Here is a 26967-nt window from a genome sequence, read left to right on the forward strand (position 1 = left end):
TTGGTGATTGCGAAGCAGCCGTTGGTAGCTATTATTGCTCTATTGCCAGCTCAAAGGCGGTATTGAGGATAAGTTTACCTTCTGTTTCACCTTCTGCGCCTGTCAGTTTCCAGCCTTTTATTTTACCGGTTTTGCCTTTGGTTAACAGGTCTGCTATCTGTTTGTCTGTCAGCTTTTTCCCAAACACCTCGAAAGGCACCTTAAATCCGCATACTTTGAAATTAGCACAGCCATAGGCTGTATTACCCTTCTTCAGCGGATGCGCTTTACATTTCGGGCACTGCTGTTCTTCTATTACGACAGCCTTTTTAGGCTCTTTGGGTTTGGCCTCTTTCTTAGGCTTTTCCTCTTTCTCCTTTTCTTTTTCTGCCGGTTGATCAGGAGCTATGGTAATTACCTTATAATTGGCCGTCTTTACCTCTTTGGTCAGATCGATGACCATCTGGATCAGTTCCTGTTTGAACGTTTCCATGGTATATTCACCCTTTTCTATGAGGCGCAGCTTACGCTCCCATATACCTGTCAGCTCCGGACTTTTCAGCAGTTCAGTCTGAATAGTATCGATAAGATCAATGCCGGTTTGTGTGGCATAAATATTTTTCTTCCGCTTCTCTATGTACTTTCTGCGGAAGAGGGTTTCTATAATATTCGCACGTGTGGACGGACGGCCAATACCATTATCTTTCAGCAGTTCGCGCATTTCCTCATCATCTACCTGCTTGCCCGCAGTTTCCATTGCACGCAACAGCGTCGCTTCAGTAAACGCTTTCGGTGGGGAAGTTTTACCCTGATGTATCCTGGGCGTGTGTGGCCCGCTTTCTCCTACCACAAATACCGGCAGGATCTTTTCTTCTTCTTCTCCCTCTTTTTTAGGAGCAACATCATTGGCATATACTTCCTTCCAGCCTGGTTCCAGGATCTGCTTACCTGTCACTTTAAATTCTACCTGTCCTACCTTACCGAGTACGGTGGTATTGGATATCTTACACTCGGGATAGAAGGCTGCAATGAAACGCCTTGCCACAAGATCGTAAATACGTTTTTCCTCCAGTCCGAGGTTGGCCGGATAGACCCCTGTTGGAATGATGGCATGGTGATCTGTTACCTTTTTATCGTCGAAGACAGTCTTCAGTTTGGGAATAGGCTTTGCAAGAACAGGTGCGGTTAATGCAGCATAAGGCGTCATATCCTGCAAAATGCCCGCAACCTTCGGGTGCAGATCTTCCGAGAGGTAAGTAGTATCTACCCTTGGGTAAGTGACCAGCTTTTTCTCGTAAAGGTTCTGGATATATTTCAGGGTATCATCCGCAGAATAAGCATATTTCTTATTGGCCTCTACCTGCAATGCCGTGAGGTCAAACAAGCGGGGATTGCCCTCTTTGCCTTCTTTTTTCTCGAAGGAAGTGATCTCAAAAGGATGTTCTTTCAGGTAGGCCAGTCCCTTCTGCGCTCTGTCCAATACCTTGATACGATCAATGGTAGCGGTGAATTCCGTTTCCCGGTATATGGTCTTTAACTCCCAGTATTCTTCAGATACGAAGGCATTGATCTCTTTCTGGCGGGCTACGATCATGGCCAGGGTAGGAGTTTGTACCCTTCCAATGGAGAGTACGGTTTTCCCCATCGCAAATTTCTTGGTGAACAGCCGGGTGGCATTCATGCCCAGCAGCCAGTCACCGATTGCCCTGGCACTGCCGGCAGCATAGAGGTTATTATACTGATCAGCGTCTTTCAGTTTCTGGAAACCTTCACGAATGGCTTCTTCTGTCAGGGAGGATATCCATAATCTCTTAACAGGAGCGGTACATTGCGCTTTGAGCAAAACCCAGCGCTGGATAAGTTCCCCTTCCTGCCCGGCATCCCCGCAGTTGATCACTTCTTCACATTGCTGCACCAGTTGTTCTATAACTTTGAATTGTCTCTCGACACCGCTATTGTTAATAAGCTTGATACCGAAGCTGGACGGGATAATGGGCAGGTCTTCCAGGCGCCAGAACTTCCATTGTTCTGTATAGTCATGCGGTTCCTTCAGGGTACAGAAATGCCCGAAGGTCCAGGTTACCTGGTACCCATTGCCTTCATAATATCCTTCCTTACGTTGTTTAGCGCCGATTATCTCTGCGATATCTCTCGCTACGCTTGGCTTTTCAGCAATGCAAACCTTCATAGTCAATTGAACAGGGATGCAAATGTCGTATAAATAGACAGAAAGCTACTTAACTTCTGCCAGGTATTTATGCACAAAGCTGATGGCCATAGAACCTTCACCTACTGCCGCGGCTACCCTGTTCATGGCATGGGCGCGTACATCGCCGGCGGCAAAGATGCCGGGACAGCTGGTTTCCAACAGGTAAGGATCACGGTTCTGTTTCCAGATCTTATTGAAAGAGTCGTAGTTTTTGAGGTCCCTGCCGGTTTCAATAAACCCTTTATCGTCTTTGATGATGTCCAGCTCAATCCAGTCAGTGAATGGTTTAGCGCCTATGAATATATAGAGGGCATCAGCGTTCACCTGCCTGCGCTCTTTGGTTTCAATATTACAGAGGCAGAGTTGTTGCAGCTTTTCTTCACCCATTGCCTCAGCAATTTCTGTTTTCGGCAATACGGTGATATTTGACGTACCGGCAATCTGTTCTATGAGGTAGGCAGACATGGTACTGGTCAGGTCCTCTCTGCGGATGATGATATAAATGCTCTTCGCAAATTTAGACAGGTACATGGCGGCCTGGCCGGCGGAATTACCACCGCCTACAATGTACACTTCTTTATCTTTACAGGCGGCTGCCTCAGTGGTGGCTGCACCGTAGTAAATGCCTGCGCCGGTGAAGTCTGATACACCTTTTGTTTCCAGCTGGCGATAATCCACACCCGTAGTGATGATCACACTGCGTGTATTGATCTCCGTACCATCTTCCAGCACGATCTTCTTATAACCGTCTTTCTGTTTTATATCTTTCACTGATTGCGGTGTAATGAATTCCGTGCCCAGCCTGGTAGCCTGTGCAATAGCACGCCGGGTCAGTTCTGCGCCGCTTAGTCCGCTGGGGAAGCCAAGGTAGTTCTCAATACGCGAGCTCGTACCTGCCTGCCCGCCGGGAGCCCGTTTTTCTATCAGTAATGTTTTTAGTCCTTCAGAAGCACCGTACACGCCTGCCGCCAGTCCCGCCGGACCGGCGCCAATGATCACCACGTCGTAAACATCCAGCTTCACCTGTGGGTTAAGCCCGGCTTTGCGTGCTATGTCCAGGATCGACGGACAGGAAAGACAACCCCCATCGTCAAAGATCACCACCGGGAGGTCTTTGATGGAAAGGTTGTTGACATTCAACAGCCGTGTAGCTTCTTCTGAAGCCTGTACATCGAGCCATTGGTAGGGGATGAGGTTGCCTGCCAGGAAGTCCTTGATGGCATGCGACTTTGGTGAAAACTGGTAGCCCAGCACCTTGATGCCCTTAAAATCCGGGCGGTATATAGCCTGCCAGTTATCCAGCAGGTCATCGATGATTGGATATAATTTCTCTTCCGGAGGGCTCCAGGGTTTCACCAGGTAATAGTCCAGTTGTACCGCGTTGATGGCCCGGATAGCCGCATCTGTATCAGAATAGGCTGTCAGCAGCACTCGTCTCGCATCCGGATAGTATTCCATCGCTTTTTCCAGGAATTCCACGCCTTCCATTTCAGGCATACGCTGATCTGAAATGAACATGGCCACCGTCTCACCTTTGTTCTTTAACTCCAGTAAAGATTCCAGCGCTTCACTAACTACGGTTGTGCTTATTATTTTATAGTTATCGCGGTATTTCTGTTTGAGATCTCTCACAATGGCACGTAAAACTTGTGCATCGTCATCAATACAGAGAATATATGGCTGATTGTGATTCATATTATTCGTTCTTAGAATGGCATAAGTCAATTCAAAATTAACTTATAAATGCGATTATCCATGAATGGGGAGCGACACGATAAACCGGGTTTCTCCCGGTTTAGATTCTACACTCAGATAGCCTTTATGCTGGCGGACGATCTGTGATACTATATCCAGTCCAAGGCCTGTGCCTTTACCCGGGTCTTTTGTCGTAAAGAAGGGATCATATATTTTAGCGATGATACTTTCCGGTATACCGGGGCCATCGTCAGTGATGATAACTTTCAGACAATCTTTGTCCCGTTCCGTTTTGATGGTGAGTTTTCCCTTTTTATTCACCTCCATCGCATCCAGCGCGTTATCGATCAGGTTGGTCCATACCTGGTTCAGTTCTCCGATCAGTGCACGAAGGGGAGGCAGGCTGGTATCATATTGCTCTACCAGTTCAATGTTCCCTTTGCGTAATTTATACTGCAGGATGGAAAGCGTATTACGGATGCCATCATGGATATTGGTAAGTTGTTTATCATAGCCCTTATCCATATGGGTGAATGATTTTACGGAGCCTACCAGGTCTGCAATGCGTTTGGATGCTTCTTCAATATCGGATACTATTTTTTCTGTAACCAGGTTATTATTGATCCAGTTGAACACAGGTGAAATATCATTGGCTCCCAGGCGGTGTCTGAACTCGTCGAGCTTTTCCTTGGTAAATCCAAACTCCACGAAGTTCTCTGCCAGTTCCACGCTATTCTCCACATTGAGCTCGTCGAGCCATTCGGTCAATTCATCTTCCTTCTGGGAACGTTGTACAAGCGTGAGACTGGATCCCTGTGATTTGTGCTGTGAGAGCACCTCAAACATCTTCTCCTTGACAAGATCGATCGCTGCTGCGTCCATACGGATCTCCATGATCCGTTTGAAGAACTCCGGCTGTAATTGCAGGTGTTTTTTCATGGAATAGGCGCCCCTTACAACGGCTGCTGCCGGATTATTCAGTTCATGTGCCAGCCCTGCAGACAATTTACCCAGCGCCATCATCTTTTCACTTTGGCGCAGGAAAGAGGTGTAGTCCCTCACCCGGTTAGTCATAATATGCACAAGGGCCTGCGTCAGCTCAAAATGATTGCGGATCAGTTCCTGTATTTTCTCAATAGGAAGATTGAGGACTACCGTATCTTCAATCACTTCTCCTGTTACCTGGTATACTGTTCCCCTGGAAAAAGGAAGATAGCCTACTATTTTGCCAGGTTCTACTATAAGGAGTTCGCGCAGCTCATTGTTCTGCATCTGGCATATTCTCACCAAACCGGATACAATAAGCTGGGTGCCGAGCATCATGTCATCGACTTTGAACATATAAGTACCGGCGGCATATTCTTGCCGTTCACTATTATCTATGAACCATTGTAACTGGTTGTCGGGAACGCCCTGAAGTGTCTCAATGGAGCGCATCCATTCAACGGTGATATTAGTCATGGAAGGATGATTATTGACCAGAAAGATACTTATAATTCAGCTAGGTTCCCAACTGTGATAGTTGTCGGATTTCTGTTGAAATAGGTCTAAATCATCAGATGGAGCGTCTTACAAACATGGTTCCTAAAACAGATCGCCCTGAGGGGGCTGGTAATAACATCCAATACGTATTACAAATAATACCTGATCACTATAAATGCTGTTCCCTGCAACCGGCGGCTGACTGAAATCAACCAGATGGGTGAAAGCATAAGGTTTTGCAAGTGGGAACTACCCACCTGCAAAACCGCTATGAATATTACTTCAACGCATTCCTCAGCTCATTCGCTGCATGCCTCAATGCAGACTGCACTGCCGGTACATTTGCGATTGGGTTCAGCAAACCATAGTCATGTATCATGCCCTGCACACGAACAAGTGTAACCGGTACCCCTGCCTCATCCATTTTCCTTGCATACGCTTCGCCTTCATCCCGCAACACGTCATTCTCTGCTGTTTGCACCAGGGTAGGAGGTAAGCCTTTCAGTTCTTCTACGCTCGCCTGTAAAGGAGACGCGTAGATCTCATTACGCTGCGGCCCCTCCGGCATATAATTATCCCAGAACCAGATCATCATATTCCTTGTCAGGAAACGGGAAGTCGCATACTGGTGATAGGAAACCGTATCGAAACTGGCGTCCGTCACCGGCCAGAAAAGCACCTGGAATTGGATCTCCGGACCTTTCTTGTTTTTTGCCATCAATACGGTAGCGGCAGTCAGATTACCACCAACGCTGTTGCCTACCACCGCCAGGCGTTTCCCGTCTATATTCAGCTCTGCGCCATTAGCTGCGATCCATTTGGTGGCAGCATATGCTTCATTGAGCGCTACCGGGTATTTGGCTTCGGGAGAGCGTGTATATTCCACAAATACGGCAACAAGCCCTGAATAGACCACCAGGTCCCTGACAAAGCGCTGATGCGTTGGGAAATCTCCCAATACCCAGCCGCCACCATGAATGAACATGAAAGCAGGTAGCACGCCGGTCTGTCCTTCGGGACGTACAATGAACAGTTTCACACTAAGCCCATCTTCAGTGATCGTTTTTTCAGTTACTGTTACTCCGGAAAGATCTACTTCCACAGATTTTTGCGCTCCTTCCAGTACTTTACGGGCATCGCCAGGCGTCATGGTCTCCATAGGATCACCGCCGGCACTGTTCAACACATTCAGAAAGGCTTTGATGTGCGTGTCAATAGCCGGGTCAATAGCAGGATCCAGCACTGCAATGGTATCGCCAACAGCAATTAATTGTTCATTCATATTGTTATCTTTTTATGGATGTTAATAATATGGGTTACCACAAATCTATTATATAGGTATGCCGGCATCAATGGCGGAATGACGGCGTCTGTTGTATAATTACGGGAAAAGAAACGGATGAGCAGGCTATGCTGAGGCCCTGCTGAATTTAACTGACATTCCAGATCCAGGAACATTTCACTTGTTCCCTCAGGGGATAACTTTTTTTTCTCACGCATAAGGGTATACATTATACATGGTGTTGTTATAGTAAAGACTGCCTGTTAATTACAATTAATGACTGACCTATGGAATATGAAGAACATCAGAAGCATGAGGTGCTTGCGAAAATGCTGTGTTACCTGGTGCTGCCTTTTCTAAGCCTTATGTTTATTATAATCATAGCTATTCTTATTTATTCGCTCTCTTAAGCAACATTCATGTATACCACTGCCGACTATGTGTCACGGGCTACAAGGTTCGTGCGTAACCAGCTACAGCCTGCTTCAAAGAAATTATCTACCCTTATGATCTATGCTACGGATCTTTGCCAGTCCCGTTGCAAGCATTGCCTGATATGGGCCAAAAGACCGGTTGTACATCTTCCTATGGAAAAGATCGTGGAGATTATGCAGAGTGATTGTATCAGCAAATCTACCAACATAGGCCTGGAAGGAGGTGAATTCCTCCTGCATCCACAGGCTTTTGACATCTTACAGTGGTTCAGCAGGTTTCATCCCGCATATGATCTTTTATCGAATTGCCTGGATCCTGCAAAGGTTATTAAAGCCGCAAAAGAATATGCCCCTAAGCGCCTGTTCATTTCACTGGACGGTAACAGGGAAACGTATCAGTTCATGCGGGGAAAGGATGGCTATGATAAAGTGCTGCGTGTGATCAAAGAGCTGCATCAGGAACAGGATATTTCCATTATGTTCACGCTGTCACCCTACAACAGTTTTGATGACCTGCGACACGTAATGCAGGTATGCTCGGAGTATGGCACAGATCTGCGTATTGGTATCTACAACAATATCTCTTACTTCGACACAGTAGAAACAGCGCATACAGATGCTGTTATTGCCAGTGAAGTTCCCGCCGCTACTGCAGCCAGGCTGGAAATACCTGCTGATATTATTCATAGCCTGCAGGGGTTTGACGAGAACCTTGATTTCCTGCAACTGTATCAATACTGGCAGCAGGGAGAATTGAAAATGCCCTGTTATTCTATTTTCGACAGCCTTGTAGTACTGCCAAACGGAGATGTGCCCATCTGTCAGAACCTGGACCTGAAGCTGGGGAATGTTTATAACCATACACTGGATCATATCTTTAATGATGCTGCTACCAATGCTGTGCAGAAACATCACTGCCATAACTGTAATGGCTGCTGGATCAACTTCCATCGTAAATACGATATTACCTTGCTCCGGCAATCAGAACGCTTACTGGGCAACCTGATCACGGAGAAATTGTTTGGGGATTATCAGTGGAATAAACAGAAAGAAAGTTTTAAATCTGTAATGGCAAAAGTGTAGAACATGTTGGAGCTGGTTATTGATACATATAAGCAATGGCGAAGAACGAAGATGTTAGGCGGGCTGTTTAGTGAAGGCCCGTCCTTCGCTTTTATTGGAGTAGGGCAGCATAGCTTCGACAATTTGTATCCTGTAATATTGAATATGGGCGTCCGTATCAAATACCTTTACTCCCGTCAGCCAGCGGTCGCAACACAGGCGGCACGTCTTTTCCCGGGATGCACAGGCGTATCAGCTCTTTCTATGATATTAGAAGATCCGTTGATTCAGGGCGTTTTTATCTGTATGAAGAATGAACACCAGCTCCCGGTGGTAAAGGCTTGCCTTGATGCAGATAAATATGTGTTTGTGGAAAAGCCGGCAGTTGATAGTTATGCTGCCCTGCAGCAGCTGATGACCCATCCTCACGCTGGTAAATGTATGATCGGGTTCAATAAACGTTTTTGTCCCTTGAACCGGCAACTGAAGAAGAGCATTCTTGATGCCTATAGTTATCAGGCCCGTTATATCACGGGAGCTTATCCTGAGGGCGATGCTGTGATGGAGTTATTCTGCCATCCTATCAGCAATGTATTGGAGTTCTTTGGACCAGTAGAGCAATACACACTGTTACATCATGCGGGTGTAAACGGAGGCATACATCTGCAATTGCTTTTGAAGCACCGGCAGGCAAGCGGCATGTTGGAACTGTCCAGCTGTTATTCCTGGTCATTATTTACCGATACGCTGCAATGCCTTACTTCGCGAAATGTAATTGAAATAGATTACCCGGGTAATTTCCGGATCACGCCATTAGGCCGGCAGTTTGCAGGAGTGCCGTTCGACAAGATCTTCAACAACAGGCGGCAGCTGATTGAAACCAATTATACCACTACAACGCCCGTAGCAGGGAACAATCCTGTTGTACAGTATGGCTACCGTGACGAGATCCATTATTTCGTAAAGCAGGTGCAAGGAGGTAAAATGTTGCACCGTGCAGCGCCGGCCACCTTTGCCGATACATTCCGTTTGCTGGATGAACTGAAACAGGCAATGGGTCAGAGCCGGTAACTGATACCGATCTGAAAACCGATCCATGTCCTGATATCTTCCATTTTCTCAGGCGGAGATCGATGGAGTGTATAGGGGGCCCTGACAGTGACGTACTCTTTTTCCGGTGTTAATAATATCGCCTGGAGAGTGGCCGGGTTTAAGGGCCAGGTTGTTAGCTGATATGTACTTCTCAGATGATTGAACACAGGCCCTGCATATACTGACAAGCGGGGTGCTATGCTTTTCTGTGCAAAAAGACTGATCCTTTGCAGACGGCTGTTTGCATAAAGGATAGGCTTTGTTGTAGTGGTGTCATCATCTATTTGTACAGGCGTTTCTTTGAACAGCTTACCGGTTGTGGCTTCCAGCTCTATTAGCCAGCCATTGTTCAAAGGATAACTGATGCCTGCACCATAGCGAAAACCTGATACGGAGAAATCAGTTCCCCAGGAAAAAACACCATATACCAATGTGATACCGGCCTTTGCCTGCAGGTTAGCGTAAAGCCCTTCATCTGAGGCAAAGCCTGCCTGTACAAATGGCTTGAAAAGACCCGGCTTCTCATATACATATCGTTCTTTTTCCCGCTTTGCAGATGGCGTTACCTGTGGTAATACCGGCAATGCCGGCTTGATGACAGGAACAGGAGCGCTTAACGGTATTACGTCAGACAACGAATTGTCAGCAGTTTTGCTGCTGTCTGCAATTGACTTCATATCCTTTCGCGTCAAGATCCTGATCGTATCGGGTATGCGCGCCGCTGCCGCATCTGTAGGGAAATTTGTTGTTGCGGCGCCGGACGCAATGCCAGCCTTGATACCTGTTCCTTTATTCGTAGGGGTTGTGACAATATCCCGCTGAATATTATTTTTTTCATCGGATGCTTTTCCGGATGGTAAAGGTCTCTCGGGCCTTTTGTTCGCTCTTGTCTGGCCGAGCGTTGGGATGCGGATCTGTTTTCCTGTTGCACCTGCCGGTTGCCGGTTGGTAATTGCCAGGTGCTTTTGTATTAACAGCTGTGAGGTATGACTGCCTGCAGTCTGCCGGCTGGCGCCGCGATTGTTATTTATCCGGTGGAAGATGATATGATCCTGGTAGATGGTGTAATCAGCGCCGGTGGCTTCCCTGATCATGGTAAGTAACTGGTGAATGGAGTAAGAAGGCTGCCGGAGTTGGAGCTGTTGCCGGGCTAATATTTTTTGCGCGTTAAAGGAAAGGATGAAGCCTGTCTGCGCTGTTATCATATCCCCCAGGGTAGTAATATTTACTTCCTTTAATGGTACGCGTACTGTTTTGTTTAATGATGGCGGCGTTGTCTGCGCCTTTGCACCGCTCGATATTATGATGCATGCCATTACCAGGCATGCCTTTCGAAATAACTCAATTACATTCATTCCCTTGCATATAAATAACAGACCCTTCTATGCGATACTGTATGGACAATGATGCGGCGATGACCTCCATTACATATTCAATTGGCATATTGGTAAATGAGGTCGTGATCGTACAGTCAGCCAGTTTTTTATTTTCCAGTACGATCTTTATGTTGTAGGCTTTTTCCAGGGTGTTCACTACTGATTCCATACGGGTAGCCTGGAAACGAAATGTCCTGGTGGCATAGGAATAGTCATTGTTGTCATTCATCTTTGTTGTGGTGAAGCGATGTGTGGCTACCTGGTACATACCCTGCATGCCACCCTTTACGATGACACTGTCATTACTATCGAAAAATAGTACAGCACCATTGTCCACTTGTACTGTAATGCTGTCTTTGTTGCTCCTCACGTTGAATGCCGTGCCAATTACCCTGATATCTGCTGCATCCGTATGTACAATAAAAGGCTTATCTGCGTTGGGTGCAACAGAAAAATAGGCTTCTCCCTGCAAGTGTACTGTTCTGTCAGGACCATCAAATGAAGCGGGGCGCTCAAGCCGGCTGCCGGGCGTTAAGACTGCGCTTGAATGATCCGGCAAAGTATCCCGGAGAATATCATGTGAAGCTGTAAGCGCCAGCATAGGAGGGGGGCTCGTTGTTTTCCGGGGAAGGAAGAATACAAGAAGGGCCGCTCCGAGGGCTAATATGAAGACAGCTGCTACTGCGCGGCGAATGAACAGCGTCCGTAATAAAGGCATTTCGCGATGCGCAGGAGGAGCCGCCTCATTGATATTGAGCCGGTGTAATTCCCGCTGAAGATCCGGGGCCTTGTATACTCCGTTCTCGCCGGCATGCGACCATAACTGCAGATATTGTTGCAGCAAACGGTTATTGTCCGGAGTTTGCGCTACCCATTCGTCAACGGCGATAGCCTCTTCCGGGCTTGCCTCTCCGGCCAGGTATTTTACCAGCAATGCTTCAGATATCGGTATGTGTTGTTGTTCGCTCAATAGTAACAGTTATTTCATGCCAGCTTTTACAAAAGATGATGTATATGCAATATCAGCACAATTGTAAGGAGGTAATCGGCCAGTTTTTCCCGCATCAGTTTTAAGGCCTTGCTCATCTGTGCTTCCACTGTTTTAACTGAAATACCCAGTTCTGCGGCTATTTCAGCATACTTTTTACCTTCTTCCCGGCTTTTCAGGAATATGATCCTGCATTGTGCAGGCAGGGCACCGGTTGCCTGTAAAATGCGTGTTTCAAGTTCCCTGGCCAGCATTTGTTGTTCTGCGCCCCCCTGCATGAAGTGGTCCCTGTCGCCGGTTTTGTAGGACATATACCTGTCCCTTGCCCCTTCCTTCCGGATGTTGTTCATGCAGCCGTTATAAACAGAACGATACAGATACCCTTTTATATCTTCTTCAAAGACAAGGGTATCCCGTTTCTCCCATAGCCGGGCAAATACAGTTTGTACAACATCATTGGCCTCTTCACTGTTCCTCAGTAATGTATAGGCATACCGGTGCAGCTTTTCATAGCAGGTATGAAAAAGCTGCAGGAACAGTTCAGATTTATCTCGTTTCTCCAATACCGTTAATTACCCAATGCTTGTTGGCACAATGATATAATAGTATAACACAATGGGGGCAACATACCCTTATGCGAACTTTAAAAAAAGTTTTCAGGCCACCTGCTGCTGTTAAACCTTAGGCGCCCATCCTTTTTCATACTCTCTTTTCCACAATTTCATGGCTTCGGCGTCATTGAGAATGTGTCCATTGGAGGGATCTGTATGCAGTACCCTGCCCGTGCGCTGGGCAATATTGCCGAGCAGGGGCAGTAATGTACTACGGTAGGCGACATTTATTTCAGCATTCAGTTTGGCGTTACCGCGAATGCTTTCCAGGAAATTATTGATATGTATTGCATCATAGAATTCTCCGGCAGGGCTAACCGTGTTAACAGCACTCTGGTTGGTGTTTGTGGCCTGTTTCACCTCTTTGATGGTCTTGCCTTTTATGTCTACTATCCTGTAGCTGTCGCCTCCACTGTTGTACAGGGTGCCGTTATCTCCGAAAATGGCGAAACCGCGGTCGCTGCCTTCCAGGTTGAATGAGCTGCAGCTGCGTCCTTCCCAGGAAATGGCCTTGCCGCCTTCGAATTCAAAGTTGAGGGTCTGGGTATCTGGTGTTTCCCAGTCATCTTTCGGATAGGCATAACGCCCGCCGGCAGAGGTCACTTTGGTAGGGAATTCAAGGTCCATAAACCAGCGAAGGCAATCCAGTTCGTGGGTGCCGTTGTTACATGTTTCGGAGGTGCCCCAGTGCCAGCGCCAGTGCCAGTTATAGTGAACGATGTTGTCCAGGTAGTCGCGGCGCGGAGCAGGGCCTTGCCACAGATCCCAGTTCAGAGTATCCGGCACGGCTATTTTTTTACCAATGCCAATAGGCTGGCGGTTATTGGTATACCAGCTTTTCCCGTAGTATATCTTCCCCAGTACATGCTGTTCTTTCACCTCCTTTATAGCCTGTTGCATATTTGGCCAGGAACGGCGCTGGCTACCCATCTGTACCAGGCGATTATATTTCTTTGCCGCTGCTATCAGTAATTCTCCTTCTGCCGGGTTGTGGGCGCAGGGTTTTTCCACATATACGTGCTTACCTGCCGCTGCGGCCATTATTGCTGCTGGCGCATGCCAATGGTCGGGAGTGGCAACGAACAAAGCATCAAAGTCTTTGCGTTCCAGTAACTGGCGGATGTCTTTAATGACTGTAGGTTTACGTTCCTGTGCGCCGGCAACCGCCTTTAGTCCTTTGGCAATGGCGCCGTCTTCCACGTCGCAGATATAGCCTATTTCTGCACCAGGGAGCTTTGCTGCACATTGCGCCAGCCAGTTTCCCCGGGAATTGACACCCATTACACCTAATACCAGCTTATTGCTGGGAGCATTTTTCCCAAATACGGGAAAGTTAAGAATGGTTAGGCCTGCTCCTACGCCAGCAAGGCCGCCGGTTTTAATAAATTCTCTCCTTTTCATAACGATGTGACCTGTTTATAGTTTAATGTTTTTTGCAGATGGAAATTTAGAATAGGCCATCTAATGTAAAAAAATAAAAATGGGGTTTATGGAAATTTTGATGAGTGAAAAGACGGAGAATTTTGTGGTGTGCTGAGACAATAGCGGCCGCGGCATCAGTGGGGAATTAGTGGTAACTTTGATTGTAAACCAGTGGGGTATGCTTAAACGGAAAAGGCAACGGAAATACCTTGTCAAACGGTGCCTGGAGCTGCGGGACCAGTTACATACGTTTGCCGCATCGGGAAGCCAGGAGGCATTGCATAAACTACGGGTAGAGATCAAAAAGCTAAAGGCGTTCTCAAAACTGACAAAATTGTATAGGGGAGAAGGAGATGTCACTATTAAAAAAGATATAAAGCAAATATTTCATCGGGCCGGAGTTATCAGAGAAGCAAGTATTAACCTGCAAATGATAAAGCAGTTCGATATTCATCAACCGGTATTCAATATAAAAGCAACTAATATCATCCAACAGGAAACCGGAAAGTTCCGGTTAAATAAAACCCATTATGACCATGATATCACCAATATGGTCAAATCATTTCTAAGGTCATTACGCCCTGTTCATAATCGCAGCATCAAACATTGGTTCACAAGGCAACTAAGGAAAATAGCGGCTGTTTTTGCTACGGCATCCACCGGTCAGTTTCATGAGGCCCGCAAGAGAATAAAGTATCTCGTATATGTTCACGGGATACTTCACGGCCGGTTGACCGCCGCCTTGTCGCTGGATATTGACTATCTGATTCAGGTGCAGGATGCTATCGGTAAATGGCATGATACTACAGTGGCTGTTGAACTGCTGACTGCTTACAAGGCCTCTAATAAAACAAAGATCAGCAGGTTGCGGAAAGAACAGGATAAAGCAGCTAAAGCCGTTCACGCAATTGGTAACGGATTTTGGGATAAGGTCCTTAAGCGGGATGGCTGAGACAAAAACGGCAACAATACATCTGTACTGCTGCCGTCACTCCTTAGTATGGCTGATTACTTTGTTCCCCTGGAAAATCTTTTAGCCTGTTCCTGTCTCAACCTTTTCGTTCTGGCCAGGAATTTATAACCGCTTCGCTTTATTGAAATTTCCTGTTGATGTTCATCGCTATCTTCACGCCGCCTGCGATAAGCAGAAAGTATCAGGTCCTTTGTGATAACGCCCAGTACTTTTTCCCTGTTTTGCCTGGATACCACAGGTAACAGGTCCAGTTTATGCTCTTCCATTAAGGTAATGGTGGTGAGTAAAGTGCTGGCGGGATAAACAACCACCGTTTCATATTTCAGGTCAGATATGGCGGTATGTCCTTTGAGTACGCCCTGATACAGATCTTTTAGGTTGATAGCTCCCTGTACTTTATCTTCTTTATCGAAAATGATCACGCCATATCCGTTTTGCACTTTTGCAGCAGGTTCTTCCAATATGTCCTTGATGCCTGCATCCAGTCTTACTGCCGGAACGTTTTTATCCATCACTTCTTCCACATTCAGTTCCCGTAGTATATCCGGTTCATATGCATCTGGTGTTTGTACGCCCCGACGGTTTATTTTTTCCGTCATGATGGTGCTTTTCATCATAAAGAAGGAGACAAAGTAAGAGGCAGTGCAGGCGCCCAGTAATGGGAGTAAGCCATGTGGCTGCAGGGTAGTTTCGAAGGCAAAAACAATAGAAGTGAGCAGGGCCCTTGCCGATCCTGCAAACATGGCGGCCATGCCGATGAGCGCACAGGTAGGCAGGCTAATGTTAACCTGGGGAAACAGTGATGTCACAATAATGCCAAGTCCCAGTCCGGTGGCTCCTCCGATGGTTAAGAGCGGTGCAAGTGTTCCTCCTGAGGTACCACTGCCTAAAGAGATCGACCAGGAAATGAATTTAAGAAAACAAAGTCCCAGTATAAGCTGAATGGTGATATTGCCGCTCAGCAATTGAGAAATGTTACTATACCCTACTCCCATTGTATAAGGAGCGAAATAGCCTGTTATACCTACTGCAAGAGAACCTATTGCCGGCCACCACATCCAGTGTACGGGCAATTTTTCAAACAGGTCTTCGATAAAATACACGCTTTTGGTTACAAAAGCGGCAATCAGTCCTATAACTGCACCCATGGCTACATAGCAGATCATCGCCTCTGATCCTGCAGAAGGAATAGCAGGCATGGCAAATACCGGAGCATCGCTGAAAAGCGCATAATGCATAGCAGCGCCTGTTGCACAGGCCAATGCCACAGGTATAATAGAGCGGGGAGAAAACTCGAATAACAGCAATTCTATAGCCAGCAATACTGCCGCTACCGGTGTACCAAAAATGGCGGCCATACCGGCTGTAGCGCCCGCGGTCAACATGATCTTCCGCTCATTGGGTGAAATGTGCATGATCTGTCCGGCGAGGGAGCCAAATGCACCACCGGTGGAAATGATCGGTCCTTCGGCTCCAAAGGGACCGCCGGTACCTATTGAAATAGCGGCAGAAAGTGGCTTTAACAGTGTAATGATAGGCTTTATACGGCTTTTATTGGTAAGCACCTGTTCCATGGCTTCCGGTATTCCATGGCCGCGGATGGCTGAAGACCCGATACGTGCCATAATACCCACCACTAAACCACCTATCACGGGTATAATGATGACCAGCCAGCCAAGCTGATTGTGGGCAGGGCTGCTTTCTTCAATTGAGAATTTTCCGTAAAACGAAAGATTGGTGATAAGACTGATCAATGCGACCAGCGCCTTTGCGATGAACCCTATTACAATAGCGTTTAATATTACCTGGACGCTCAGGTATAAGACCCTTTTTGACACAAGGGGCCGGTTCCCGTCCTGTTCCCTGTCGATGGTCAGGTCAAGGGACGGTGCTATGGAAATGGATTCATCAATATCTTTACCGTGCATAAATTGTTATTTTCATTGCAAAAATATTGCGAAAACAACATTTTATTAAATTTATTTAACAAAATAGTTGATAAAACATTGCCTAAGCAATGTTTTTGTACCTTTGCTTATGCATCAACATACCAATTGCTTTCTTAGAAAATATGCTTTACCGGAATGGGAAGTTGCTATTGACAATAATTCTAAACTGTTGAATTTCAGAAAAGGCCAGGCCATTTTCCGGGAAGATGAGCCTGTTACAGGATTTTATTTTCTGCATGAAGGAAAGGTCAAAATACACAAGAAGTGGGGCGAGGATAAGGAGCTGATCATCAAATTGGCAAAAGAAGGAGATGTGCTTGGACACAGGGGAATAGGAGCGGATCAAAACTATCCTGTTTCTGCTACGGCCCTGGAAGATGCATCTGTTTGCCTTATCTCCACTGAATTCCTTAAAACCACCCTGAGAGTAAATCCTGAACTCACCTATCAGTTAATGCTCTATTATGCCAAAGATCTGCAGGAAGCTGAAAAAGGTATGCGGAACATGGTGCATATGGATGTAAAGAGCCGCATTGCGGATACTATATTAAAGATCGCGGAAGTGTTTGGCTGCGATAAAGAGGGTGCTATTAAAGGTACACTCACCAGGCAGGATCTTGCATCGTATGCAGGAACGACATATGAAACAATATTTAAGGTGATGAACGAGTTCACAGCTGATCATATCATTGCGTTTTCGGGGAAGACGATCATTATTAAAGACAGGCAAAAATTAGCGTCAATTATAAAGCAGGGGTAGGATGAGGGCTCAACAAATGAATGGACACAACTATCCTGAGAAATGCATTCAAAACTGAATAAAAAGCGAAAAGGGCTGCTCTGTGAAACAACCCTTTTATGAAATCCACCGGACAAATATCTCATTGTCGGTAGGTGATTTTTTCCCGGTTTATCCTGCATTGGAAATAAATACCAGTTTCATCTGACCATCTAGCATTTTAAATTCAAGACCTTCAGAGCCGCCTAGTGGTGTTTTGAGCAGGTCGCCATTCTTGTCATATTTTGGCTCCTCTCCTTCGGCCATATTACTTGATTCGTAATTGATCAGCAGTCGCTGTTCTGCCCTGTAGAAGTAGACGCTGCATTTGTAATACCATTTATTGTTACCCTGGTATTCTGGTGATTGAACGAATTTTTTTTCGAATACTTCCTTTGTTTTGATCTTTAAGAATACAGTAACGAATTTCTTGTGGAAGATCTGGTCAAAGTAAAGCATGAATAGTTTTTCGCTCAAAGGTGTTGCATTACTGGCTAGTTGGTTAATGGCATTCTGTGTCAGGGAATCATTCGCGTCATTGTTTTCCTGTGCGAGGTACCAAACATTGCTGGCACTGAACGGGAGATCAAAAAACTTTTTGACGGTTTCTTTATCACGTTGATAGATTGCGTCGCGTAAAGTGCGGAGCTGTTTGAGCCATATGCTGTCTGGTGTTTGTGCATAGGTCTGCAGCGTGGTGAATAAAAGCGATAGGATAAGGATGTGTCTCATTATTTAAACTTATAGGGTAAATATTTTTCCATCCTCCAATATGGAGTGATATAGGGCATATAAATTAATGTGTCATGAAGGTAAACAATTTGAGCATACAGTGGAGAGCGGAAATTTTTTCCGCAGGTTCCAAATACTAATGTGTTTTAGAATATTGGTTACGGATCCGGCTGAGCGTTTCTCTGGAAACACCAAGATACGAAGCGATCATGTGAAGCGGAACGCGGTTAAAAATATCGGGATAGGATTTCATAAAGTTTAGATATCGTTCCTCAGCTGTATCACTAATATTGCTCATGATCCGGTTCTGGCTGACGTCAAAACTTCTGGCCTTTAGTCTGTCTATGAATTCTCTGAACCTGGTAATAGTATTGAGAAGCTGGTCGAAATCTTTTTTTTCGATCAGCAGCAGATCGCTGTCTTCCAGCGCATCAATATTGTTTCTGGTAGGGGTACCGTTATTATAGCTTTCTGTGTCGCTAAGCCACCAGTTTTCGACGGCAAACCGCAATATATGCTCTACACCGTCCTCGCTGACCCGGTAATTTCTAAGGCATCCTTTGGCTACGAAACAGTTGTAATGACAGATGTCACCTTCTTGCAGTAAATATTGTCTTTTACGAAGACGTTTATTGATTGTCACCGCGCGCACCTGATCCAGCTCTTCATCAGTTAGCCCCGCCTTTTCCTTTAAATACGCTGCGAAAACTTCGAACATAGAAACGCCATTTTTGACAAAAATATCAAAATTAGAGGCAAACGGGGAAATTGGAGTATCATCGCCATAAAAAGTCCCGGTAACTTTAAGCAACCGGGACTTTTTCGAAAACATGTTGTGCGACGATCAATCATTTGATCTTAATACTTCAACTATATGCCTGCGTTAAAGGTTGGACATCGTTTTATTAAAACGCCGATTTGATCACACCGCCATCGGCACGTAAGGCCGCACCGTTAATAGCAGCCGAAAGCGGACTGGCAACAAAGGTTACCAAACTGGCGATCTCTTCCGGTTTGATAAAGCGTTTAAGCAGTGAGGTGCCTCTCATGCTGGTAAAAAAAACTTTTTCCATTTCTGTTTCACTAATTCCTTGTTGTTCAGCAGTGACTTTAAGGAAATTGGTAATGGCCTCTGTCGAAGTGGGGCCTGGCAGTATAGTGTTTACAGTTACAGCAGTACCCTGCGTCATTTCGGCCAAACCACGCGACAAAGCCAGTTGGGCTGTTTTAGAAACGCCGTACTGGATCATCTCGGCAGGGATTTGTACGGCTGATTCGCTTGAGATGAAAATAATACGTCCCCAGTTTCCTTTCAGCATATTTTCAAAATAGGCCCGTGATAAACGTACTCCGCTCAGCACGTTTACATTATAGGTATCTAGCCATTCCTGGTCCGGAATATCCTTGAATTCTTTTGGCTGGCCAACCCCGAGATTATTGACCAGAATATTAACGTCCGGGTATTGACTTACAATAAGTTCGACGCCTTCAGGAGACCCAAGGTCTGCAATTACCTCGAATATGTGGGGGTTACCGGTCTCGGATTTGATCTTCTGAACGGCTGCAGTAACACGTTCCGGGGACCTTCCGTTCACTATAACTTTAGCACCTTCGGTTGCCAGAGACTTTGCGATGGCATATCCTATTCCTGTTGTTGAACCGCTGACAAGCGCAGTTTTATCTTTTAATTTGAGATCCATAATCTGTTATTTTAAATATGATAATACTTTTTTGGGAGCACGATCCGCGCGCCATTTACCTGGTTATGCATAATTTTTATTGCATTTTTCTTCACCAAAGTTCCGTTAACCGGTTACTCTCAACGAGGATATTTGACATGATTTTTGCGTGATAAATGTCACGCTCATGTACCTATATGCTGACGGTTTGCCATTTATAGTTTACAATGTTTTTCCCTGATCTGAAGACGCTTATACTGTATTGAAAGGCCGGGTTATGGAAAGGTGGTAGGGGAAGATAACTAATCCCGGTCACAATCAGTATAACTGATGAATGTAATGAATGGTATGACGGGAAGTTCAATTTTAGGAAAAGTAACGAGAGTAAAGACGCAAGGCTGGATAAAACAAAAAAGGGGACATCATCAGATATTCCCTTTTTATTTGTACAACGGGCCGGACAGGTGTCGAACTATTGGATGGGTGATTTTGTAATGATTCAAAAAACTTGGCGTTGATTTAACAGGAAAAATTTCGTTTTTGCTTAACAAGAGAATATAAATACCAACGCATTTTCTCTAACATTGTGTCCCTGTACCAGCAGCCCGATGGTAATAGCATAGCTGGGAAAAGACGTAAAATGAGAACTCACTACTCTTTGATGCTGGGGAAACAATCTTACATATTCCTTATTGGTGGCGGCGGCGCGTTTTCGGCCTCTTTTAGGACATTTGTAGTTTTTATATTGTGTACGATTTTTAACTGCTTGATAACGGCAATGTACTTTTTAAGCGCTTTTGGATCAGAGATATAGATGATATCGAGGATTTTTGGGGAAACTCTTTCTTTCCCGGCATCATTGCCCTCAAAAACCACTTTTAGCGCAGCTATAGGTTTAATGTTCCCCTTGCTATCTTCTTCAACGTACACGTTTTCAAACCAGATGCGTCCTTCCTCATTGGGCCTCGTATCTAGTGTAATAACCGGAACACCTTGACTCCAGTAGTTTTTAGGAAATGCTTTACCGAACCTGATGGCTTCTAGATCCAGACTATCTAAATTGAGGTGGCTATCAGGGCTGAATTTGAGCGACAGATTTTTCTTAAGTGATAACTCTCCTTTGCACGCGTACAGGACACTGGTTATCTGATTCATAAATAGTAGGGTCCGACGCTCGCCGTTACAGTTTGCTATTTCATACTGAATTGATTGCGAAAAGAGCTGCACTGCCACAAGTTGCAGAAGGATGATACAGAAAATTTTTTTCATATTGGTTAGGGAATGTTAATATGAAGGCAAGATATGGATAATTATGTTTTTAAGCATGCTCCCTAACCGAGAGCCACAATCGAAAGGCGCATTAATTCTTTCGTTCCCAATAGACTGAGATTTTATTTTACCTGGGTCTGCCCACTACCATGATAAAAAGGCAACAAACCTTATTGGAGAACGGAAGGCGGCTTCAGAGGAATTGGGGAAAATGGGAAATGAGGTGTCGAACTTTGATAAGTGTGTAGATAAGATCATTAACTACGCCTCCAACCTAGCTACCACATGCGATTTAGCCGCCTACGCAGAAAAACAACAACTTCAATTCTTACTCTTTCCAGAAGGAATGTCCTACAACCGGAAAAACGACCAGTGTCGAACCACGCGCGTAAATGAAGTCTTCCTCTCCATCGCCCAACTAGCCCACGAATTGACTCAAAAGAAAAACGGAGATAATACTTTCGTACTATCTCCGTCATCTCTGGTACCGCGTACGGGAGTCGAACCCGTCATTCCTCCGTGAAAGGGAGGCGTCTTAGCCGATTGACCAACGCGGCCTTTCCCGTTTGGGATTGCAAAGGTAGTGAAATAGTTTATTCCGCAAAATTTTTTTTAAATATTTTCAAAAAGCAGAGAATACCCCACCTTTGTACTACTATGGGAAAACTAAACATACTTATAGCAGAAAACGATGCAAATGGTAAGGCCCTGATACAGGAATCATTTGCCGATACAGGGCTATTTAATGTAGTGGCAGTGGCAGAAGATGGAAAGATCCTGAAAGATATCATGGAGGAATCTGATATCCTGTTCCCTGATGTGATCCTGTCTGCTGCGGGACATGGCTATGATGTCCTGTATTACATTAAAAGAAGTGATGCTTTCCGGGAAATTCCGGTTGTAACCTACTCTGCCTCCGACAGTGGCAGCGAGGAAAAGAAGTGCCAGCAAATGGGCGCTTTAAAACACTTCATTAAGCCCGATAACGCTCCCGGCTATCAGAAAATGGCCAAAGAACTGTATGAGCTGTTGCTCGGCGAATAGATCGTCCCGCTTACCGCACCACTAACCAACCCTTTCGGGTTGGCCTGCAATATCTTTATATCAATTGCATTAGCCATGACGTAAGTCATGGCTTTTTTCGTTTGTATCCGGTCTCAAAGCAGGCTACTATCCTTATCGTTTATTTATAATAACCCGTACATAAACCATAGACAATCCATATATAACCCATATACAAGACATATCTCTTAAATATGGGTTATATATGGGTTATCTCAGGAAATATACTATAGTAGCGTGCTCACAAAACTATACTGAAATGTATATTGTGTTAGATATTAATTAAGAAGCGAATTGATAATAGCTAATAATGCTATGTGTGAAGAATACGTGGGAATAAATCTTTATATGAGTCGCTTGGAAAACGGCTTGCCATTAAAATAAAGTAGTGATATACACCTGCGTCCGGGATAGAACAATTGAGAAAGTTATGTAATTTGGCCCCTCCTCAATAACAAATCACTACTTATGAATAGGAAGAACCTATTTCTGCTTCTTTTAGCACTGTTTATTTTCCGGGTTCTTTATGGACTGTGCTCGGAATTCTGGTTCCCTGATGAATTACAAATCTACCTGATCGGATTAAAATCCTATACCACTGGTACCTGGCCCACCTACGGTCCGGACGTTGTGTACACAAATACACAGATTCCCGGCGCATTACAGGGATTGCTGGTCAGCGCGGGATTCTATATTGCGAAACTGCCCGAGATGCCGACCCTGATCCTGAATATTTTGTCTTTTGCCAGTCTTTCCCTGCTGGCTTACTATATTACCCGCCGGGTAAAGGGCATCCCTGCCTGGATGGTATGGGTGTTATGTATGACCACTCCATGGGCCTTATATTACCCCACCAGGGTGGTGAACCCTTCCTATACAATGGCGCTGGCTATTCCCTTCTTTATCTGCCTGCTGGAAGTATTGCCTATGAGCAAGGACAAGTTTATTCCTCCTGCACTGGCTTTCTTTGTGATGGGCCTCACCACGACGATGATCATGCAGCTGCATCTGTCATGGGTACTGTTATTGCCCTATGCCGGCGTCGCAATGCTGTTTTCTTACCGGCTGGCGGGAGTAAAAAGTACTTCCGTACGTGTGATGGTGTACCTGGCAGGAATGATAGCAGGGGCGCTGACGCTCATACCGACCTGGCTGCACCCGGATGCCGAAGCGGGGAAGGTGGCTTCTAATGTCGTATTCAACTGGAGGAACATAGAAAACGTTGTAACCATCCTGACAAGATACTGGTCTTTCGCTTCTTTTGAGGTACCCTATGTGGTAGGCAATTCGGAAGAAAAATGGCAGCTCATGAAAGAACAGATGTGGGTCGCTCCATTTTTCTTTTTCCTGCTGCTGGTGGGTTTTGCACAGGTAGGATTGTTCATCCTTTCCTATTTTATCAAAACGGATAATGAGGAGTGGAAGAAAATGAGATGGCTGAACCTGTTCACCTATCTGCTGGTGTTTGCCAGTTTCTTTTTCTCCATCAAAGGGCCGTCCTCCCATACTTTTTGTATGCTGCTGCCATTACCAATGATCTACTCCTTTTATTGTTATGAGTGGCTGGTATCGAAAAAAGCCTTTGTCATGAAATTGCTGCGGATCATTATCATCAGTGGCATTTTCTTCCATATCGGCTTGGGGATCTTTAATTTTCAACACAGGTCATTGTACAAAGACAGGGCTAAGGTGGTGGAAGCCCTGGACAAAATGGACTATAAAATATTGGGAGAGAGGCGGTCCGACAAGTTAGGGTATGGTTATTAAGCCAGTTTCTGCCGATCAAACAAAATGTGTGTATAAAAAAAGGAGCGCCCCACCCGGGACGCTCCTTTTTTTATATCGTTTGGCTATTATTTGAATATTACGCCGAAGAAGTTGCGCATATCGTTCCATGACGCTGTATCAGCAGCGGCATTATAGGCAATCGGCAGGTTGAACTTTTTGCCGTTTGCAGTAGACGCGGGGTTGGTGAACGCATGAGTGGCGCCGGCATATTCCTTGAAGGTATAAGGAATATTCAGGGAGTCCAGTTGCTTTCTGAAGGTAGCCACGTCCTGAGCCGGTACGAACGGATCGGCACCGCCATGACATACCAGGATCTGTGCTTTCGTCAGATCTTTTACAGGAGTAACGCCCTGCAGTCCACCATGGAAACTTACCACTCCATTCACAGGGAGGCCCAGTTTTGCACCGTTAAGTACCATGGACCCACCGAAGCAGTAACCGATCGCCGCAATGCGGGTGGTATCTGCCTGGGGATAAGTTTTGGCTTTTGCCAATGCAGCCTGCAGTCTTCCGAAACCCAGTTGTGGATTGGTATAGAAGGGCATAGCATATGCTTTTGCCTGGTCAGGATTATCGGCATGTTTGCTGCCGCCATACATGTCAATACCAACAGCGAGGTAGCCCAGTTCAGCAAGCTGTCTGGCCCTGCCTTTTATATAGTCGTCCAATCCCCACCATTCAGGAACTATCAGGACGATCGGCTTTTTTGCAGTGGTGTCATCGCTGAAAGCAACGAAACTGTTCATTGTTACACTATCTGCCTGGATAGCAACAGTTTCTTCGGTAATGGTTGGCTGGGTGGCCGTGCTGTCAGCAGCATGTTCGGAAGCCGCTGGTTGATTATTGCACGCCGTCATGCAGAGCGCTATAACCGCAGGCGCGATAATTGTTGTAATGTTAAATTTCATGTGCTAGTTATTGAGTTAGTTATATTGAATAACAAAAAAAACAAATAAAGGTAGGCATTATACAGTTTAGGCTGGTAGCCGTTTATCAAATAATGCACCTTCTGTAAAACGTACTGAAATTACCTTACTATTACCTAATTTCAAGGAATGGATCGTGGATTTAATACAGCCATATCGAACGCTTTTCTTACTGACGCGGGAATATTACAACTTGATCTCCTGCAGTTATTGCCTATGGCTACCTGTATTTACAACGGCAGCGGCAGAATAATTTTTTATAATGAAGCTGCTGCCAGGCTATGGGGAAGGAACCCTGAACTGATAAAAGCAAACGATATTTATGATGATGCTGCTCCGTGTTACACAGCAGATGGGATATATCTGTCGCACGATACGGCTATGCTTGCTGCATTGATAAAAGAAGGAGCCCCCTGCAATGACTGGCAGGTGGTGCTGGAACGCCCCGATCAATCAAAGATCTTTCTTAAAGGGAACCTCATTCCCCTGAAAAATAAGCTGGGAGTGACAATCGCTGTTCTTCATTGCTTCCAGGAAGTTACCGGGACCGGCGCCGCTTTACAGGAAATCGACGAGCATATTGTTCGTTATAAAAAGCTGAATGAAGAGCTGAAAAGGAGCGAAGAGCGGTATCATAAAATGATCGAAGAGGTGGAGGATTATGCTATCCTGTTGCTGGACAGATCGGGCATGATCCAGAACTGGAACAAAGGCGCGGAAAAGATCAAGGGATATCAGGAGTCAGAGATTATCGGAAAGCATTTCAGTATTTTTTATCAGCAGGAAGACAGAGCGAGACAACTGCCCGACAGGTTGATCACAGAAGCAACGCTGACAGGGAAAGCCGTACAGGAAGGCTGGCGTGTACGAAAAAACGGCACGAGGTTCTGGGGAAGTATTGTGATAACAGCCTTACACGATGCGGAAAACAACGTTATTGGTTTCTCCAAGGTAACGCGCGACCTGACAGAGAAGAAGCTTGCGGAAGACAAGATCAGGCAGTACGCCAATGAACTTGAGTTTCAGAATAAGGAACTGGAACAGTTTGCCTACGCAGCGGCACATGACATGAAGGAGCCGCTCAGGAAGATCCAGTTTTACAATAATTATATTTTCGATGTTGCCGGCCCGCAACTGCCGGAGAAAGCCCAGGAATATTTGAACCGGTCTATCAGTGCAGCCTCCCGGATGCGTGGGCTCATTGACGATCTGCTGACGTATTCCCAGGCGTCGTCCTTCTCACAGGAAATGGTGGAGACAGACCTCAATGCCATTATCGATGAGGTGATATCTTCCCATCATGACACCATTGAGAAAAATGATGTGATCATTGAGGTTGATCGCCTCCCCGTTATGCGCGTTATTCCCTTCCAGTTCGCCCAACTGTTTGATAATCTGCTGGGAAATGCCCTGAAATACCGTAGTGTGGAACGCCAGCCGCATATCACCATTAGTGTTGAAAAAATGACAACACTCCCCGAAGGCATAAATGCAGCGTCTTCCGGGGCCTGTTATTACAGGTTTTCGCTGACTGACAATGGCATTGGTTTCCAGTCTGACTATACAGACAAATTGTTTGAGCTTTTCCAGCGATTACATAGTCAACCCGGTATTACCGGCTCAGGAATAGGGCTGGCTATCTGCAAGAAGATTGTATTGAACCACCATGGCGTTATTAAGGCATACGGCAATCCCGGGCAGGGGGCCAGGTTTGATATTTATATTCCCTGCGAATAAGCGCTTAGCTGTTGCCCGCTTCCAGCATTTGCATGGCGATGCTGTTTAATTCCTCTATTCTGGTAGGCTTCACGAAATACTGAAGCGCGCCTTTCTCCATACAGCTCCTGACATGTTCAGGCTGGTTGGAAGTGCTCCATACTACTTTAGGGATAGATTGGAGACGAGGGATGTCCTGGATCTTCTCCAGTACCTCTATTGCATTGAAAATCGGCATTTTATAGTCAAAAATGAGCAGTTCCGGTAAACAGTTGTCCGGGCAGTTGAGTAGATATTCAACGGCTTGTTGCCCATTCACCACCGAATGAATGTCCGCTGTTGGGTCAAGTCTTAAAATTGCATCTTTCAGAATTTCCTGGTCTTCAGGATCATCGTCTGCTAAAAAAATAATTTTAGCCTTACTATCCATATTCTTTGTTACAGTTTTACAGTATTTAAATTA

The 26967-nt window shown here is 45.6% G+C and carries 22 protein-coding genes and 1 tRNA gene; 7 read left to right on the forward strand and 16 right to left on the reverse strand.

What is annotated here, in order from left to right; translation table 11 throughout:
• Positions 1-31 precede the first annotated feature (31 nt).
• The 4 genes from MYF79_RS06755 to MYF79_RS06775 form a co-directional block, all read right to left on the reverse strand.
• Complete coding sequence (locus tag MYF79_RS06755) at positions 32-2167, reverse strand: type IA DNA topoisomerase (protein ID WP_247813143.1); 2136 nt, start codon at positions 2165-2167, stop codon at positions 32-34.
• Positions 2168-2212: 45 nt separating this feature from the next.
• A complete protein-coding gene (locus MYF79_RS32465) occupies positions 2213-3883 on the reverse strand; it encodes an FAD-dependent oxidoreductase (protein WP_317233107.1) in 1671 nt (556 codons plus the stop codon).
• A 54-nt stretch (positions 3884-3937) separates the two neighbouring features.
• A complete protein-coding gene (locus tag MYF79_RS06770; RefSeq protein WP_247813144.1) occupies positions 3938-5344 on the reverse strand; it encodes an ATP-binding protein in 1407 nt (468 codons plus the stop codon).
• A 298-nt stretch (positions 5345-5642) separates the two neighbouring features.
• A complete protein-coding gene (locus MYF79_RS06775; protein WP_247813145.1) occupies positions 5643-6647 on the reverse strand; it encodes an alpha/beta hydrolase in 1005 nt (334 codons plus the stop codon).
• A 419-nt stretch (positions 6648-7066) separates the two neighbouring features.
• Between MYF79_RS06775 and MYF79_RS06780 the strand changes: the two genes are divergently transcribed.
• Both MYF79_RS06780 and MYF79_RS06785 read left to right on the forward strand, forming a co-directional pair.
• On the forward strand, positions 7067-8164 hold the full coding sequence (locus MYF79_RS06780) for a radical SAM protein (protein ID WP_247813146.1): 1098 nt from the start codon (positions 7067-7069) through the stop codon (positions 8162-8164).
• A 3-nt stretch (positions 8165-8167) separates the two neighbouring features.
• Positions 8168-9214: a Gfo/Idh/MocA family protein gene (locus tag MYF79_RS06785; RefSeq protein ID WP_247813147.1), complete on the forward strand. Its 1047-nt coding sequence runs from the start codon at positions 8168-8170 to the stop codon at positions 9212-9214.
• On the opposite strand, the gene MYF79_RS06790 is transcribed toward MYF79_RS06785, so the two are convergent.
• From MYF79_RS06790 to MYF79_RS06805, 4 genes are all read right to left on the reverse strand, one after another.
• Positions 9202-10590 (reverse strand): porin family protein, encoded by a 1389-nt coding sequence (locus MYF79_RS06790; RefSeq protein ID WP_247813148.1) that lies wholly within the window; start codon positions 10588-10590, stop codon positions 9202-9204. The genes MYF79_RS06785 and MYF79_RS06790 overlap by 13 nt on opposite strands.
• Positions 10577-11581: a FecR family protein gene (locus tag MYF79_RS06795; RefSeq protein WP_247813149.1), complete on the reverse strand. Its 1005-nt coding sequence runs from the start codon at positions 11579-11581 to the stop codon at positions 10577-10579. The genes MYF79_RS06790 and MYF79_RS06795 overlap by 14 nt, the downstream gene beginning before the upstream one ends.
• Before the next feature lie 26 nt (positions 11582-11607).
• Positions 11608-12162, reverse strand: coding sequence for an RNA polymerase sigma-70 factor (locus tag MYF79_RS06800; RefSeq protein WP_247813150.1), 555 nt, complete (start codon positions 12160-12162; stop codon positions 11608-11610).
• 111 nt (positions 12163-12273) lie between these two features.
• Entirely contained in the window at positions 12274-13611 is a 1338-nt protein-coding gene (locus MYF79_RS06805; protein ID WP_247813151.1) for a Gfo/Idh/MocA family protein, read from the reverse strand.
• 199 nt (positions 13612-13810) lie between these two features.
• Here MYF79_RS06805 and MYF79_RS06810 point away from each other — a divergent pair, with 199 nt between their 5' ends.
• Positions 13811-14584, forward strand: coding sequence for a CHAD domain-containing protein (locus tag MYF79_RS06810; RefSeq protein WP_247813152.1), 774 nt, complete (start codon positions 13811-13813; stop codon positions 14582-14584).
• A gap of 56 nt (positions 14585-14640) precedes the next feature.
• Here MYF79_RS06810 and MYF79_RS06815 read toward each other — a convergent pair whose 3' ends face one another.
• Complete coding sequence (locus tag MYF79_RS06815) at positions 14641-16533, reverse strand: chloride channel protein (protein WP_247813153.1); 1893 nt, start codon at positions 16531-16533, stop codon at positions 14641-14643.
• Positions 16534-16642: 109 nt separating this feature from the next.
• Between MYF79_RS06815 and MYF79_RS06820 the strand changes: the two genes are divergently transcribed.
• Positions 16643-17314 carry a Crp/Fnr family transcriptional regulator gene (locus MYF79_RS06820; RefSeq protein WP_247813154.1) on the forward strand — a complete coding sequence of 224 codons (672 nt, stop codon included), beginning with the start codon at positions 16643-16645 and terminating at the stop codon, positions 17312-17314.
• Positions 17315-17464: 150 nt separating this feature from the next.
• On the opposite strand, the gene MYF79_RS06825 is transcribed toward MYF79_RS06820, so the two are convergent.
• From MYF79_RS06825 to MYF79_RS06845, 5 genes are all read right to left on the reverse strand, one after another.
• Positions 17465-18064, reverse strand: coding sequence for a hypothetical protein (locus tag MYF79_RS06825; protein ID WP_247813155.1), 600 nt, complete (start codon positions 18062-18064; stop codon positions 17465-17467).
• 136 nt (positions 18065-18200) lie between these two features.
• Positions 18201-18875 (reverse strand): Crp/Fnr family transcriptional regulator, encoded by a 675-nt coding sequence (locus MYF79_RS06830; RefSeq protein WP_247813156.1) that lies wholly within the window; start codon positions 18873-18875, stop codon positions 18201-18203.
• Between the two features lie 94 nt (positions 18876-18969).
• A complete protein-coding gene (locus MYF79_RS06835) occupies positions 18970-19764 on the reverse strand; it encodes an SDR family NAD(P)-dependent oxidoreductase (protein ID WP_247813157.1) in 795 nt (264 codons plus the stop codon).
• A gap of 657 nt (positions 19765-20421) precedes the next feature.
• A complete protein-coding gene (locus MYF79_RS06840; protein ID WP_247813158.1) occupies positions 20422-21012 on the reverse strand; it encodes a hypothetical protein in 591 nt (196 codons plus the stop codon).
• A gap of 482 nt (positions 21013-21494) precedes the next feature.
• Positions 21495-21569 (reverse strand) — tRNA-Glu (locus tag MYF79_RS06845).
• A 100-nt stretch (positions 21570-21669) separates the two neighbouring features.
• Here MYF79_RS06845 and MYF79_RS06850 point away from each other — a divergent pair.
• Together MYF79_RS06850 and MYF79_RS06855 are read left to right on the forward strand one after the other, a co-directional pair.
• A complete protein-coding gene (locus tag MYF79_RS06850) occupies positions 21670-22056 on the forward strand; it encodes a response regulator (protein WP_199654944.1) in 387 nt (128 codons plus the stop codon).
• Between the two features lie 486 nt (positions 22057-22542).
• Positions 22543-23841 (forward strand): hypothetical protein, encoded by a 1299-nt coding sequence (locus tag MYF79_RS06855; RefSeq protein WP_247813159.1) that lies wholly within the window; start codon positions 22543-22545, stop codon positions 23839-23841.
• 86 nt (positions 23842-23927) lie between these two features.
• On the opposite strand, the gene MYF79_RS06860 is transcribed toward MYF79_RS06855, so the two are convergent.
• Positions 23928-24770 (reverse strand): dienelactone hydrolase family protein, encoded by an 843-nt coding sequence (locus tag MYF79_RS06860; protein ID WP_247813160.1) that lies wholly within the window; start codon positions 24768-24770, stop codon positions 23928-23930.
• Positions 24771-24917: 147 nt separating this feature from the next.
• Between MYF79_RS06860 and MYF79_RS06865 the strand changes: the two genes are divergently transcribed.
• Positions 24918-26525, forward strand: a complete 1608-nt coding sequence (locus tag MYF79_RS06865) for a PAS domain-containing sensor histidine kinase (RefSeq protein ID WP_247813161.1) — start codon at positions 24918-24920, stop codon at positions 26523-26525.
• A gap of 4 nt (positions 26526-26529) precedes the next feature.
• On the opposite strand, the gene MYF79_RS06870 is transcribed toward MYF79_RS06865, so the two are convergent.
• Positions 26530-26934: a response regulator gene (locus MYF79_RS06870; RefSeq protein WP_247813162.1), complete on the reverse strand. Its 405-nt coding sequence runs from the start codon at positions 26932-26934 to the stop codon at positions 26530-26532.
• Positions 26935-26967 lie beyond the last annotated feature (33 nt).

The sequence above is a fragment of the Chitinophaga filiformis genome, from assembly GCF_023100805.1.
Lineage (GTDB): Bacteria > Bacteroidota > Bacteroidia > Chitinophagales > Chitinophagaceae > Chitinophaga > Chitinophaga filiformis_B.

Bases quoted from the DNA above. Each gene is read 5' to 3' on its own strand.
- MYF79_RS06850 (WP_199654944.1), top strand. From the start codon at position 21,670: ATGGGAAAACTAAACATACTTATAGCAGAAAACGATGCAAATGGTAAG.
- MYF79_RS32465 (WP_317233107.1), bottom strand. From the start codon at position 3,883: ATGAATCACAATCAGCCATATATTCTCTGTATTGATGACGATGCACAA.
- MYF79_RS06825 (WP_247813155.1), bottom strand. From the start codon at position 18,064: ATGAGACACATCCTTATCCTATCGCTTTTATTCACCACGCTGCAGACC.
- MYF79_RS06780 (WP_247813146.1), top strand. From the start codon at position 7,067: ATGTATACCACTGCCGACTATGTGTCACGGGCTACAAGGTTCGTGCGT.
- MYF79_RS06805 (WP_247813151.1), bottom strand. From the start codon at position 13,611: ATGAAAAGGAGAGAATTTATTAAAACCGGCGGCCTTGCTGGCGTAGGA.
- MYF79_RS06840 (WP_247813158.1), bottom strand. From the start codon at position 21,012: ATGAAAAAAATTTTCTGTATCATCCTTCTGCAACTTGTGGCAGTGCAG.
- MYF79_RS06835 (WP_247813157.1), bottom strand. From the start codon at position 19,764: ATGGATCTCAAATTAAAAGATAAAACTGCGCTTGTCAGCGGTTCAACA.
- MYF79_RS06770 (WP_247813144.1), bottom strand. From the start codon at position 5,344: ATGACTAATATCACCGTTGAATGGATGCGCTCCATTGAGACACTTCAG.
- MYF79_RS06860 (WP_247813160.1), bottom strand. From the start codon at position 24,770: ATGAAATTTAACATTACAACAATTATCGCGCCTGCGGTTATAGCGCTC.
- MYF79_RS06820 (WP_247813154.1), top strand. From the start codon at position 16,643: ATGCATCAACATACCAATTGCTTTCTTAGAAAATATGCTTTACCGGAA.
- MYF79_RS06855 (WP_247813159.1), top strand. From the start codon at position 22,543: ATGAATAGGAAGAACCTATTTCTGCTTCTTTTAGCACTGTTTATTTTC.
- MYF79_RS06870 (WP_247813162.1), bottom strand. From the start codon at position 26,934: ATGGATAGTAAGGCTAAAATTATTTTTTTAGCAGACGATGATCCTGAA.
- MYF79_RS06755 (WP_247813143.1), bottom strand. From the start codon at position 2,167: ATGAAGGTTTGCATTGCTGAAAAGCCAAGCGTAGCGAGAGATATCGCA.
- MYF79_RS06775 (WP_247813145.1), bottom strand. From the start codon at position 6,647: ATGAATGAACAATTAATTGCTGTTGGCGATACCATTGCAGTGCTGGAT.
- MYF79_RS06790 (WP_247813148.1), bottom strand. From the start codon at position 10,590: ATGAATGTAATTGAGTTATTTCGAAAGGCATGCCTGGTAATGGCATGC.
- MYF79_RS06865 (WP_247813161.1), top strand. From the start codon at position 24,918: ATGGATCGTGGATTTAATACAGCCATATCGAACGCTTTTCTTACTGAC.
- MYF79_RS06785 (WP_247813147.1), top strand. From the start codon at position 8,168: ATGTTGGAGCTGGTTATTGATACATATAAGCAATGGCGAAGAACGAAG.
- MYF79_RS06815 (WP_247813153.1), bottom strand. From the start codon at position 16,533: ATGCACGGTAAAGATATTGATGAATCCATTTCCATAGCACCGTCCCTT.
- MYF79_RS06810 (WP_247813152.1), top strand. From the start codon at position 13,811: ATGCTTAAACGGAAAAGGCAACGGAAATACCTTGTCAAACGGTGCCTG.